Source organism: Acinetobacter sp. COS3 (assembly GCF_000475335.1).
In the GTDB taxonomy this organism is placed as follows: domain Bacteria; phylum Pseudomonadota; class Gammaproteobacteria; order Pseudomonadales; family Moraxellaceae; genus Acinetobacter; species Acinetobacter venetianus.
Window position 1 is genome coordinate 83,940 of sequence record NZ_AXCD01000027.1, and the last position, 13,944, is coordinate 97,883.

The 13,944-nt window shown below is 39.4% G+C and carries 11 protein-coding genes and 1 pseudogene; all 12 read right to left on the reverse strand.

All coding sequences use genetic code 11. The annotated features are described in order from the left end of the window. Positions 1 to 131 precede the first annotated feature (131 nt). Positions 132 to 1,079, reverse strand: a complete 948-nt coding sequence (locus IO68_RS27985; RefSeq protein ID WP_023013711.1) for a nucleotidyl transferase AbiEii/AbiGii toxin family protein — start codon at positions 1,077 to 1,079, stop codon at positions 132 to 134. Beyond that, positions 1,072 to 1,467: a DUF6088 family protein gene (locus IO68_RS27990; protein WP_023013712.1), complete on the reverse strand. Its 396-nt coding sequence runs from the start codon at positions 1,465 to 1,467 to the stop codon at positions 1,072 to 1,074. Before IO68_RS27990 ends, IO68_RS27985 begins: the two co-directional genes overlap by 8 nt. A gap of 378 nt (positions 1,468 to 1,845) precedes the next feature. Beyond that, positions 1,846 to 4,722: a BPTD_3080 family restriction endonuclease gene (locus IO68_RS27995; protein ID WP_023013713.1), complete on the reverse strand. Its 2,877-nt coding sequence runs from the start codon at positions 4,720 to 4,722 to the stop codon at positions 1,846 to 1,848. Positions 4,723 to 4,733: 11 nt separating this feature from the next. Then, positions 4,734 to 6,974, reverse strand: coding sequence for a site-specific DNA-methyltransferase (locus IO68_RS28000; RefSeq protein WP_023013714.1), 2,241 nt, complete (start codon positions 6,972 to 6,974; stop codon positions 4,734 to 4,736). Then, positions 6,964 to 7,722 (reverse strand): hypothetical protein, encoded by a 759-nt coding sequence (locus IO68_RS34295; RefSeq protein WP_023013715.1) that lies wholly within the window; start codon positions 7,720 to 7,722, stop codon positions 6,964 to 6,966. Before IO68_RS34295 ends, IO68_RS28000 begins: the two co-directional genes overlap by 11 nt. A 221-nt stretch (positions 7,723 to 7,943) precedes the next feature. Next, on the reverse strand, positions 7,944 to 8,846 hold the full coding sequence (locus IO68_RS28005; RefSeq protein ID WP_023013716.1) for a hypothetical protein: 903 nt from the start codon (positions 8,844 to 8,846) through the stop codon (positions 7,944 to 7,946). A gap of 136 nt (positions 8,847 to 8,982) precedes the next feature. Continuing rightward, on the reverse strand, positions 8,983 to 10,110 hold the full coding sequence (locus IO68_RS28010) for a YqaJ viral recombinase family protein (RefSeq protein WP_023013717.1): 1,128 nt from the start codon (positions 10,108 to 10,110) through the stop codon (positions 8,983 to 8,985). 149 nt (positions 10,111 to 10,259) lie between these two features. Next, the gene (locus IO68_RS28015; RefSeq protein ID WP_023013718.1) at positions 10,260 to 11,324 is read right to left on the reverse strand and encodes a DUF932 domain-containing protein; all 1,065 of its coding nucleotides are present in this window, start codon (positions 11,322 to 11,324) and stop codon (positions 10,260 to 10,262) included. A gap of 200 nt (positions 11,325 to 11,524) precedes the next feature. Continuing rightward, a complete protein-coding gene (locus tag IO68_RS28020) occupies positions 11,525 to 12,139 on the reverse strand; it encodes a membrane lipoprotein lipid attachment site-containing protein (RefSeq protein ID WP_023013719.1) in 615 nt (204 codons plus the stop codon). A 39-nt stretch (positions 12,140 to 12,178) separates the two neighbouring features. Further along, positions 12,179 to 12,505 carry a hypothetical protein gene (locus tag IO68_RS28025; RefSeq protein ID WP_023013720.1) on the reverse strand — a complete coding sequence of 109 codons (327 nt, stop codon included), beginning with the start codon at positions 12,503 to 12,505 and terminating at the stop codon, positions 12,179 to 12,181. Positions 12,506 to 12,507: 2 nt separating this feature from the next. Continuing rightward, complete coding sequence (locus tag IO68_RS28030; protein ID WP_023013721.1) at positions 12,508 to 12,795, reverse strand: hypothetical protein; 288 nt, start codon at positions 12,793 to 12,795, stop codon at positions 12,508 to 12,510. Between the two features lie 831 nt (positions 12,796 to 13,626). Then, a pseudogene (locus IO68_RS28035) lies at positions 13,627 to 13,926 on the reverse strand (hypothetical protein); the annotation flags it as partial. Between the last annotated feature and the right edge of the window lie 18 nt (positions 13,927 to 13,944).

The window sequence follows — 13,944 nt, forward strand, 5'->3', positions numbered from 1 at the left end:
ATTGGCGTAATTGTAGCAGATTTACAGTATCTGTATTCGAGAGTTGATTATTAAAAAATTAGTGATTTAGAGTAAAGGTGCTCCGTAAAATAAAATTATGATCTCTATTTTTCGACTAAGCCTTCTAGGATTTAAAAGCCTACTTCAATAAGAATTTTTCTTACTGAGTCTTGGAAATGTGAATAGGCTTGCACCCACGTTATTTGTTCATCGCCAAATACCATTGGGCTTACAAAATCATTAAATCTTTGTTGATACATTGGATTGTGGCCTAACTCACCTAACCCAAACAACAACTCAGCTATGGGGTCTTTAACCATCTGCGCATGTTGGCGACCATAACGCTCAATATCTGTTTTTATAACTTTGCTGGCTAATTGCCCTAAATATACAAAATCTTGTGATTTACCATAGGTAATTTTAAAATAATCATACACATGCCTGACTAATGACTCCTCATCAGTTCTTTCAACATTTCGTGAAAAAGCGGCAGTACGCCTTAAAATTGCTATCAACTTTTCAACACTTGTACTTGCAACTGTGACTGAAGGAAAACCACCTACAGGTTCTCCTTCTTTAGCTAAATCATACACAAATGAAGTAATTTTTCTGAGTTCAAAAGGTTCAAGCAACTCTGTTTCAACCAATTCCAATTTAATAAATGGTCGTAAACAAGGTGCTTGATTAAAATGCTGTGGGTATCGAATCAATAATTCGATATAACGATACTCATCACAAACTACCAAATCACTTTCAATTTGAAATATATCTGATTGAGAAATTATATACTTTACTTGATGCAACAATTGTTTGCGTATAGATTTAGCCTTAGTCCGTGTTAATACGATTTGTGGTTTTGGTACAAGTTTAATGTCTACATCTTCAGACATTCGGTTCAATTGAACATTCGCTTTAGCTAAAGATGTTCCACCTGCAAAAACTAAATCGTGTGTCTCAAATTTTAAAGGCTGTAACAACCTCAATAGCTCAACAACATAGTAATCTTTTTCAACAATAGAAGTTGCCCCAATACCAAGGGCATCGGCAACATCAGCAAACAAAATTTCTATATTAGGCATTAATATTGCTACGACCTACAGATAACTGACGTGTAAAACGACGTGGCGTTTTAATTTGTGTAAAAGCTGGTATTTGAGTAGACATTCCAGATAAATATTTTTCTGTAGCCTCTCCCAACGTGATTTTTACATCTAAGCGTTTTAATGCTTCCAATATTACTGCATCTGCACCTTCTGGACAGGCTGGCATTACTTTACCTGTAATCTGGTTTTTTCTTGCTTTGGTATAAATACCATAACCAACTTTGAGTAGCTCACCTTCTTGGACTAAGTTTCGTAGAACTCTTCCAATTTGGTCATAATTCGCAATGTCATTAAAATCATCACGCATAAAAACATAACGTCTTGAACGCTTGATACGCATCTGAATTCTGGTTTTAATCGTCATCACACACTCCAAAACTTACGTTATTGCTCCACTTGAGAGTAGCAAAAATACGACATTATGTCGAGCAAAAATACGACATCAAAACAACTGAGAGCATTGATAAATATGTCTTATCAATTTAACTGTCTGTTTTACGGAGCTAGTTCACTATCAGGGATAGCATTATGGATCGCTCTCATGTTTTAAATTGGAAAGGTTAACCTAAGCGGAAAACGAATATAGTTATTATTAGCAATAATTATCATTCATTAATTGCATTTATGAAATATAGATTTGAGCACATTTATAAAGATAATCATGAATGGCTATATCATTTGTTGTAAAGAATAAATCTTATCCTTCTTCCTAAAAAGAAGGATTTTGTATGTATCTTTATTTTTACAAATCTAAAAACAGCTCACCTATAGGTTTAGAATAAGTGGCAGATTTTGCATGCTCCAAAATCACATCATGCATACGAGAAGGCTCTTCTTTAACCACATCCCAAGCCCATGCTCCAAAACCACCCTTTTGGTTTACTGCTTTTACCCACACATCCAAGGCTAAACGTTTAGCTCTGTTTTGATCGCTGTCTTGGCCTTTAATTTCTAGTACAAGGGTTTTACCATTTGCAAGACGAATGAGGAAATCAGGGACATACTTCCTTTTACTACCATTCCACATATAGTAAATATTAAAACCTAAGTGATCATTTTTAGCATAGGAAGTAATTATTTTCTCCCTACCAAATTTTTCTAAAACATTGGCTGCATAAGCTTCCCATGATCCGTCTGCAACCATGTGGCTGATTTGAGAATACTCAGTAGGTTGGCACAATCTTGTTGTATACCACGTTCTCATATCCTCAGTTGAGCCAATAGGTTTTTCGATATCAAAGATCGGTTCTAATGCTGTCACGTTTGCCTGATGCACATACGTCACTAAATGCTGAACAACTTTATCCATCGAAAGCGCAATAAGAATACGTTTTTTGAGTGGTTCTTGATGAAATAAAGAAGGAATATCGATCTTATCTGACTTTAAAAACTCTTCAGATAAACGAATTAATTGCTGAATTAATATCTCTTTGCTACCAGTATATCCTTGCTCGACATTTTCAAAAGCTTTACGTGCTGCAATAAACAAAAGCTTTTGCATACGAAACTCTTCAGGTAAGAGCTCAAGATCAATCCCGACTGCCTTAGATAAATCTGTAGCACCGCCTAAAGCTGGAGCTAAATCAGCAGAGACATGAATTTCACTTGGATCTAATCGAATACTTGGAACTTTCGCCCAATCTACGACTAGTTTTTCTTTTAAAACACTATCAACTCTCAGCACATTCGCCCATGATATTTCTAGCGAAGATCGTTCAGCCAAAGTAGATATTTGAGTCGTAGGCTTTGGTGGTTGTGGATTACTACTGCCTTCACCGACATCTTGGAAAATCGAGAGAGGAACACCAAAAATATTCACATACTCAGGTGCAAATAATTCACGAACTATACCATCGGGACATTCAACTGGTTGAGTATCATAACCAACACGTCTGAGACCACGACCAATGACCTGCTCACAGAGTAGCTGACTTGAGAAAGCACGTAATCCCATAATGTGGGTAACATTTTTTGCGTCCCATCCTTCAGACAGCATTGCAACCGAAATAACATTTTGCAAACTCTGACCAGCTGTTCCTCGTTTACCAACATTATCTACAATCGCACGCAACAGCTCTTCTTTTTTCAGGCTTAAAAGTTCTTGCTTCTTATCATTCGGTAGATTGACAGCTTCTACTATCTCTCTTAATCGATTTTCGTATGTGGAGTCAGCTGATGCAGCCTCACCTTTTTCAGCTTTATCAAGCACCTTTGAGTCAACTCGCAAAGTCTTATCAGGTGCTTTTAATTCAGCCCACTGTGCGTCACCTTTATTAAAGTAATGCTCAATACGAGCTGCTGTCTCTGTTCTATTACAAACCGTCAGCATGACTGGTGGAGAGGTCATTCCTGCTTGTTCCCAAGCTTTCAGTGCTTCTCGCCAATCTGCTCCTAGAAGTGTGTATGCCTGCTGAACAATTTGTGGTAATGCTTCATGTGGTTCTGCTTTTCGGTTTAAATCTTCTCTGACCTCATCTTCACGATATAAATGGTAAAGCTTTGGTTTTAAATCTTTTGTACTTGGTAAGGCACTGTCACGTACTACGATTCGAGGCGTTTTGACCAACCCAGCTTCAATCGCATCGTAAAGTCCAAAATCGGAAATTACCCACTCAAATAATGCACTTTCAGTAGTTTTCTTACCTGTTGGTGCAAATGGCGTTGCAGATAAATCAAAACAACGAATGATACCCCTTGCGTTATGGATACGATCTAGACCTTCAACCCAACGTGTGGCTTCATCTAAATCAATCCCTAATTCTTCAGCATCTTTTTTACTGATTTTAACCTCAGCAGGCTTACGATAAGCATGGTGTGCTTCGTCATTGATGATAACAATGTTTTTATGATTAGCTAATGAACCTAATACACGTCTAACATAAGCTTCATCACTTTCCTTACCCTTTTTAACAACTGAGCGCTCAGGCTCTTTTTGTGGCATCAGTGAATGCCAATTCTCAATCAGAATCTCTGCCTGATTAAGTTTTTGACGTAGTACTTCATTTGGGCATAGTGAAAAATCATCGTAATAATTCTGTGGATGACCAGGCATCAAAATCTGTAATCGCTCTTTGACTGTCAAACCAGGCGCGACAATAAAAATCGCCTTTGAAAAATCTTTATGACGTTTAGGATAAGTAATTGCATTCAGAACTTGCCATGTAATGATCATCGACATGACAGTGGTTTTACCCGAACCTGTTGCCATCTTATTACAGAGTCGCTCCCACTCACCTCCATCACCTGAAATTGCAATACCTTGCTTAAACTCTGGTGTCGCCTCTACATGCCAGATTAAGGTTTCAATTGCTTCAATTTGACAGAAATAAAACTCATAAGGACGTGTAGTTTCTTTATCATACCAATGCGTAAGTAACTGACGAGTAATCGCAGTAATCCCAGGGTAATCTGCTTCACGCCATTCATTTACACGATGTCGAATACGATTAACCAAATCCAATTCAACAGAACGAAGCGTATTACTGCGTGTATCAAAAATTTCATAGCTTGCAGGGCGACGACCTTGTTTTAAATCAAGCTGACTGTTCTGAGGATTACGTTCCCAATGATAGGTTGGACATTCAAAAGGTGAACTGATAATCAATGAATTTTGAGACATCTTTTTTCACCTTAATCCAAGTTCATCACTTTGAGGGATTCAATACCTCGGTCATCAATGATCTTGACCGCAATCTTTTTATTATCTCCTGCTTCAAAAGGCAAACTTTTCGTTCCGTGGAATTTCTCTAATTGAGTCTCATCCAATTCAGCACGAATATTTTTCTTCAGCTTTTCCCACCCTTCGCCTTTACCTGCAATTGGGAAGAAAACTTGATGCGGGAATAAACTACGTTCATCGTAGTCGGTATCTAAACTCCACATCGCAATTTTGGATTTACCACCAGAAATCAACTCGCCTTTGACTGTATCAAAGTAGTCAAACCCAAGTACTTCAACCTGATACTTGCCATCTTTTAGTTTATGAACTTCGACATCAGGCTGCCCCATCAACCAGAAACTTTGGTTGCTTGAACGTGCTTTCTTTAAGTCCTCGGTGAGTAAGTCCGTATTCATTTGTGCTTTAAGTGCAGTAATCCCCTTAATCGCATCAATATCTTTTGCAGCTTCTGGGTCAAAGGTAAATGCACAGAAGACGATCATTTTAGGTAATGGGAATAGATTACCTGCTTCATTCATGGCATTTGCAACTTGTCTTTGTTCTAAGGCTGCATGTTCAGGACCGAAACTTACAACAACTCGATCGCCATTTTCTATGTGACCAATCGCATGGATATTCTGCATATCTTTATCGTAAGGAATTAGCTCCAAGTCAGTGAAATTAATCATCTGACCATTTGGACCACGAATACCTGTTTTAGCGAGTTCAGCCATCCAATCGTGTTTACGACCTGACTCACCTGTACGTGCAATACTTGCATCAGCTTCATCTAAAGCTTCAGCTTCATCCAAAGCTTTTACTGAAGGGAAAGGCACTGCTTCTACGGTAAACGGTCCGCTAATTCTTAGGCGATTTTTATTGATGATCGGTTTGTCATATAAAATTTCTTGATCGGCGTGTGCAGCGATCGCTTCATCCATTTGCTTTTGCATCGCAATACGGGCTTGATGGAATGCATCTAATGCCTTTACTTGAGCCTCATTCCAATCTTCAGGTGCATGAAATGGAACTTCCCATTCTAATAATTCAGCTTTTTTAGAGAAATCTAAAGTTTCACCTTTACGACCACCGTCAATAACTTTAAAAGATGCTGGTGGTTGAGTAGTCAACTCTTTATTTAGTTGTGTTAGTGCTGCTTCAATTTTAGGGTGTAAACTATCATAAATATGATCAATGTCTGGATTATTTGCAATCGACTTTAAGGTAACATGAGGAACCGTCTTGTAGATAAATCCTCCCCTCAAACCTTCATTTGGATATTTAAGTTCAAAGTAATCAAAACTAGCTGTCATCAAACGTTGTTTGGCTAAAGTCACTGCTATACGCGAGGTATCACAAGTAATCCAACGTCTCCCCCATCTTTCAGCAACGAAAGCCGTCGTTCCAGAACCACAAGTAATATCCAAAACAAGGTCACTAGGATCAGTTGTCATCAACAAACAACGTTCAACTACTTTATGACTTGTTTGTACTACATAATCTTTCTGCAACTCACCTCGAGTGTCATCCCAAATATTTTCAAGAGGTACAGTACAAAGCTCATCCAAATATTGAATCCAAAATGGAGTTTTACCCATGAGTGTTAAGCGACCAACCTTTTTAGCCCGTTCCACTCCTGTTTTTGTTGTTGACCAACTTTTACCAACCCTACTTTCAACATTAGAACCATATAAGTCAAATGCAAATGTGCAGCTGGGCGTATAACCACTAGACGCAAGCGGGATAGGTGTGAAGAATCTTGCTTTTTCTAAATTATCTTCAGGCGTTACTCTTTTTTTATTACCATTCTCATCTTCAATCCACTTAAAACTTGATGATTCAGTGTCAGGAGATTTGATGTCAAAAAGATCCTTATACTTAAGATTTTTTTTATCTCTTGCGTACCAAACAATATAATCAGCAACTTGACCTATTAATTTAGCACCAAGAGCTTTATTTGTTTTACGAAAAGTGATTTGGCAAACAAAATTTTCCCTACCAAATATTTCATCTAGAATTTCTCTAATATGCTGAAGATTTTCATCTGAAATTTGAACAAAAATACTGCCTGTACTATTTAATAAGTCTTTGGCTAGTTTTAGACGATCTCTAATATAAGTTAGATATGAATGAACCCCCAACTCCCATGTATCACGAAAAGCTTTTAGCATTTCTGGTTCTTGGGTTAGGTCATTGTCACTTTTATCTTTCACATCTTTTTTTATTTACAAATGGTTGAAAGTTAGAGCCATACTTAATCCCGTAAGGCGGATCAAAATAGATCATCTGAACTTTACCCGCCATGCTCTCCTTTTGTAAAAGACTATTCATTACAAGTAAGCTATCACCTGCAATTAAACGGTTTGACCATCCTTTTTCATGCTTATAAAAATCTAAAGCATCACGTAAAGGTAGATTTTCAAAAGGCGCATCAAATAAACCAGGCTGTAGTGCTTTGACTTTACCTTTGCTCTTTTCTTCCTTGCCCATGCGTTTACGCACAGCCGCCAAAATACTGGCAGGATCAACACGTTCATGCACGTGCAAACTGACAGTATCCACTACAAAGCTTGTATGCTCTGCTTTACCTGCCCAATTTAAATAAGGCGATTGTGCTTTTTTCAGTGCTTCTAATGCCTGCTTCATCTGCTCAGGGTCATTTGAAGCTAAAGCATCATCAATCAGGTTTTCAGTCCAAGCACGTTGCGAATCAAACTGTAATGATGGGTCAATGTGTGGGTCATACTTCCAACGTATCTTACCTACATCAGGATCAGTAAAAGGTGTAACCATACCTACTTCTGGGTTATTAACTCGTTTGTCTAAGTGACGATAGGAAATGATTTCTGTACCCAATTCTACATTTTTAGTTGGCTGTGGCTTTTTTTCGCTTTTCTTACGCGTTTTTTTTTCACCTTCAGGAAGTGCAGGTTCTACTAACTCAAAGCTATCACTACTCATAAATACCCTCTCTTAATTTCAAAAATTTATAATGACTAATCGTAGTCTAACCAAAAACAAAAAAATAAGGGAGCAAAAGCTCCCACTATTATTTTTCTCGACTTTCAAGCTTACTCTAAATCCATTTATAGATATTCTCATCAAAGATGCGAGCGCGTATTCGCTCAGATGATAGGTCAGTCCAGTAAAATTTTACGCAGTCCAATGCTGTCTAAGCTCTGCTAGTTCAAAGCCTGCACCGACTGTTGCAATCCTTTTTGAATATCTTGAACATGAGTAAAATTATGAGATTGTTCATGTTGTTGTGGCTTAGATTCTTCCATGTAATACTCCTCAACAATATCCAATCCTTCCTCACCGCCCACCTCAAAGCTGGCATTGCCATAACCCTGCCGCGCCACATGATCCAGAGCTTCCTGATAAAACCCTGCTGCCTTACTTTGTTCATCAATCTGCTTAGCTGAAGTAATTGCCTCTTGCAGGTTGATCCCATCACGTAAAGTTAAGTCCACGTAATAGATCGGCGTGCGGTAGCTTTGCGTGGTACTTTTGCCTCTCAATGTGAGTTGCAACGGCAGACATGAAAGTAGATCACCCGATGCAGCATAGTAGTAACGCAGTCGTGCCGCCAAAGTGCGGATGCTGTTAAAGCCTGTGGTTCTAAAAATGAATGTTCCGAACTCATCCGATTCATCTAAATTCACGTAGAGTCTGCCATAGGGTTTGCACAACCCTCCTTGTGCCAATGGACATAAATCAGGGGATGGACATGGATGTTGTTCAATGCCATTCTGTCCAAGTCGCTGACAGCTTTCGCCATTACCTGAGCAGATTAAGCGTCCTGTTTGTCGGTCAAATAAACTGTACTCGGCTCTAAGGTTGAGCTCAGGATCATTAAAAATCATTCGTACAGGAATACTTCTTAACTTTTGGTTTTGATTAGGTGCTTTAGCACGTAGCTGCTCATCCAGTGGATGTTTGACCCAGCCTTCTTTGTTTTGGATTTGGCTGGTAATGGTAAATTGATCATCCTTTTCAGGGAGTCGTTTGCCATTCTTTTCGACAATCTTGCCAATACTGATACGTCCTAAAACAGGGGGAGTAATTGCTAAACCTTTAATCATGGTGATGTCCTCTATATCGATGTTTAAAATTTTGGGCATAAAAAAATCCCACACCTGTTGGGGTATGGGATCGTGGATTTTTGTGTTGGTTGATACGTTGTTAGATGAAGTGGATGGAATGCTTGGTAATTCTGCCTTATCTACCATTCGGGTAAATCTGAAAACGCCGTGTCCCTACTCTGGTTTGTGGGAACTGTTGTAAGTATTCAGGGTGTTGCTTCAGTAGTGACTTACTGTCTAAGCCAATTGAGTCTTGCGACTTTTTCCAAGTGACAGAGCCACCTGTAAATACAGCTCGCTCAGCGTCTTTCATCAGCATTTGTAGTTGATGTTTCAGCTCATCAAAATACTGTTGGTGTTGTTCAACTTTATGTCGTTCCTCTAATAATTGGTTAAATAGGTAGTTGGCTTGTTCATGTTGAGTCAGGTCTTCTACCAGTAATGGTGTTTGTGCTGGGTAAAGTTGTTGTAAGGCTTTGGCTGCTGAATCGGATGCATCGACACTGGGTGGAATACCTGTTTCGACACATTGCCAAAAATGGCGTTCCGCATTGATGATGTGCTGAATCACCGTTTCGTTGCGTGTGACTTTAAATATCTTGGTTTCATGTCCACAGATCAAGGCACAGATATGTGCTGCCTGCTTTCCTGTCACTGCCAATTGATGTTGTACTTGGCAGAGGACATAAAGTGGTACACCATCTCGCCACAGTTTGGAGCCATATTCCCCTACAGTTTTACATTCTAAGATTTGCACTTCATCAGTGCCCACCACGGCATAATCCAAATTTGCCAACATAAAGTGTTTATCTTCATCGGGGTGCTGAAGTATGGCATTGACCCGACGTACCTTATTATTGGTATGCATGTTGTAGTATTCAGCTACTAAAGGTTCTAGCTGTTTGCCCCAGTATAAAGGCGCATAGCCAGCACTTTCATCGTCGATGTTTTGTTGCATCCGACCAGTCTTGATCATCCACAGTTCGAGCATCGACATGTAAGGATTCAGTCCACATGCGGTAGCGGCATCACTGCTGCCAATGCCTTGTTTTCTGACTTCGAGCCATTGTTGGTAATTCATCTGCTTGGTGTTAGCAAGGCGTTTGGCTACAGGTGCTTTTGCTTTGCGTGGCTGTTTCTTTAATAGGTTGTGCTTCGTTCTAGTCCCTACTTCAAGCTGTTGAATCGGTTGATTTAAGTTGGGTACATAAGGCTGTAAAGGTGGATGGTTTAAGGTGTTTTGAATTTGAGTATTGCTATTCATTAGAAATATTCCTGTATGGGTAAAGTCGTAGAAGCTAAATTTTGGGCATAAAAAAAGCCGCATCTGAGAATGCGGCGAAAGGTGTTGCTGTGCTTGTACGGTGTTACCGTATGCTTAGGCTAATGTAGAAGGCTTAACTGAAACTGAATTTAGGCAATCATTCTTAATGCTTGCTCCAGTCCTCGTTGTTTAATGGCTGCTCCTGCACCAAACCATGCTGAATCAAGTCGGTGATCGATACTCATCGATCGACGTTCGTGGTCACAGAATTCAGTAATGCTGCAAAGTAATCCATAGGCGGTGTCTTTGGCTGAGCTGAGTTCTGCCCCTCGTCCATGTCCGTTAAACATGGTCATGGCTTTAGACATAGCACGTCCATTCGGTTCAGTTTTATTGTCGGCTTTACTGCTAACAGACCTCATTTGACTGGCTGGATTTGGCATGGCTGCATTGCGGTAGAACTGAATAATATTTTCATCCTGTTCAGCCACACTGAGACTGGTATTGTTAAATACCGCATCAAAGTAGGCAGCGGCTTCCTGCTGTGTCACTTTACGTTGACTCAGTTGTTTCATTTCATACATGTGTTCATCCCATGCACGCACTGAAATCCCCAGTTGCTGTTTGACTTTCTCCGCATCGAACTTAGTACTGTGGGGTACTTTCACCACACCAGCACTGGTGTTTTGTCCTTTAAGGGCAATCGCTAAAGTGTTGTTACAGACCACACGGATACTGGTGAACTGTGCTGTCGTTGCCAATGTGCCATCACAGGCAGTCGCCAATAAAATGTATCCATTACTAACATCTTTTACTTTCAGGGCTGAGCTTTGTCCAGTACGTGCCAATGCCCAGAATTTCTTACCACCTTTAAGTACTCCTGCGGTTTCTAGTTCAAAGCCTGATTGTTCAGTCAGGTCACGATAGAACTCTAAGATCTCTTTGGGTTGTACTTCCTGAAAACGCTGACTCACTACAGATAAGGGTGCATAGGTATCTGAGCGATATAAAACACGTTGTTCTTCAAAAGGCATGATGATGCTTTGCCCCTTTTCATTCTGAGCCATGTAACTGACATCAGAGGATTCAATACGCCAATCCATACCTGCTTGTTGTGCCCAAACTTCGATGGGTTGATTGGGTGTGAGTTGATTCCCCAAGCCATGCCAAGGGGTTTGACCTGTGAATGCCATTGTTTCGACTAAGTGCGCCATAATTGTGTCCTTATAAACAAAAAGACTGCTGGACTTCACTCCTTGTTTAAGGAATGAAATCCAGCAGTCTTTGATGAGATTAATGTTGATGAGAATGAAACGATTCAGTGAATCAGTTCATTCTGTATGTTGATTCATCTTAATGTTATATAACTACAATTTTTTTCAATCAGGCTTTTGGTACTGTATGACTCAAGTGGTTATTGTGGCGACATTACGATCTGACGACCATCCTTGAGTACCGCAATAACTTCTCTGATATTACGTGGATCACAATTTAAGAAGAATCGCATGGAGTTGCCATAGGTAATCGGATTGGCACCGCTACGGTAATCTGCTCTGCAATTGCCTCTATTCACAATCAGTTTATCCAGCTCAATACTGTCTGATAATGAAATCAGATTCAGGTAGGCTGTTTCCACCACACTCGAACCATAGACATGGTTCTTCACCTCAAGACGATACTCCATAGCTACATCACTATCAGTAAAGTCTGCCAATGGTGGATCATTGGGATCAGCACGCTCACTGTTAAAAGCTTCCCATTCTTCTAAGCCCTTTTTAATAAACGCTCGGATTTCCTGTACTGAAGAGCTTTCTAAATGATTTAGATAATATTCCGCCTGATTGGCAGTCTCCTCAATTGGTGAGGTTCTCAGTGAATTTAAATCTTCTTTTTCCACCACAGTTAATTCAGCATGTTCAGTCACTGGCTGAATATTTTCTTGTGTTGTATCGTTAGGATTAGAATTCCCTGCTTTGTCACATGCAGAAAGCATCAATGCAGCAGATGCGATTAAGATCAATTTTTTCATGTTCTTCCTCTTAGATTTTAAACTCCTGTTCACAGGAATTTAGCTTCCTTGTCTCTGCATGCATTGTTGATAATACTTTTCCCTAAACATTTGTTTGGTTCTTTCAAAGGTCGCTGTTCCACCTCGACCATATTCAAAAGCATCATGAATAATTGGTCTAAGTTGCTCTCGAAGCTCTTGATTATTACCAGCTAAAGCCAAGGTAGCACTTGGAAGATCTCCACGTTTTAAACGGGCATCCATAACCGTTTCAGCCACATCCGCCTCTTCTTGACATGGATCAGAGGCAATAGATGTATTGGATTCTGAAGAACACCCCACCATGAGTAGAACAGTTAAAATAAGAAAATGTTTGTAGTTGTTCATATTTAATTTACTCCACTACATTTACCAACGGTGTACCCTCTAGCGAAATCCATTTTCTTTTGGTCGTCCACTGTAGTGATCGGTTGGTTAAAGAATGGTTTTCCGTAGGTTTCGCGGATAGAGTCATAACGGCATCCACAAGATGCTTCAGAACGTACAGCCATTTTGATGGCTTTATTGGGATACATGCATTGTTCAATATAGGCTTTGCGGTCTTTTGCCTCAGATGAACAACCTGATAATGTTTGTGTAATGATGATTGCAAGAATGCTCAATGATTTAATTTTCATTTAAGTTCCCCTATATGTTTTTTTCTGTATCGATCGTTTTTTTAAATCTACAGGCGTGCATTCACAGAACAGGCTGTTGTTCTCGAATGAATAAAGACGCCAAAGCCCCGACTAAACATTGAAGTAAAATCAGTTAATTGATTGAAATATCAGTACAGACAGAGGAAAGTTTGAATGGTCATGGTTGACTCCTTGTGTGCTAAAAAGGAACTACCACGATCACTAATAATGAATTATGGTGGTAGAACGAAAGAGGGTTGACAGACTAGTCACTCAACTAGCACACCATAGGTGTCCCTCTCCCGTCCTACCGCAACGGGAGGGAACGAGAGGTACACATAAGACTATTCCTCAGAAAGGAATAATTCTGATGCGGAGTGAAACGGTCTGTCAAAACCGACTGGCAATGTAGGCCAGCAGATTAAGGATAATGGTGAGGGAGATTGAAGTCAATTCGGACACATGAAATTGCTTGTTTTGTATTTCTATATATTTATTGGTTACTTACAAGACAGCACTATTCAATTTCTAAATTCTAATTCTGCTTACAAAAACCGTGGAACATTAAATTAAATATCAGACGTGAAACGTGAATAATCATGAAAAGTCATTCTAGTTCGCAGAATCCTAGAATGACTTTAACTAAAGCATTGATGCAAAAAAGGAAAACCTTAAGCGAAATGTAGATGTATATTCAAGCATAACATCCAAATTTTACCTATAGGAATTGAGCCGCTACTGGCTCAATTCCTTATGATACTGAAACAGTATTTTTAGCTAATAATGTATAACTATATCCTACTGTATTGAGATGCATAGCCTTTAGTTCAATCAACATATAGAACAGCCAAAAGCCCTCATACCTTTCACACGCACCCTGAGACGTTGATCAATCTTTTCAACAGTTATACGAGCCAAATAGCTATAAACAGCTTGAAGTCTTTCTAACCCTATTGGATCTTCACGCTTAATCATTCCCAAGCCATTTAGATACTCATAACAATCCTTTTCCTGAATAATTTCTTTATTCACCATAGTGTCACTGTTTTTTAAATCTTCATCTGCATGTTTATTCGTATGGCAATTCCAATAATAACCAAGCCCTTCCGTGATTTCACTCATCCAAACCTGATATGTGCTGAATTAGCA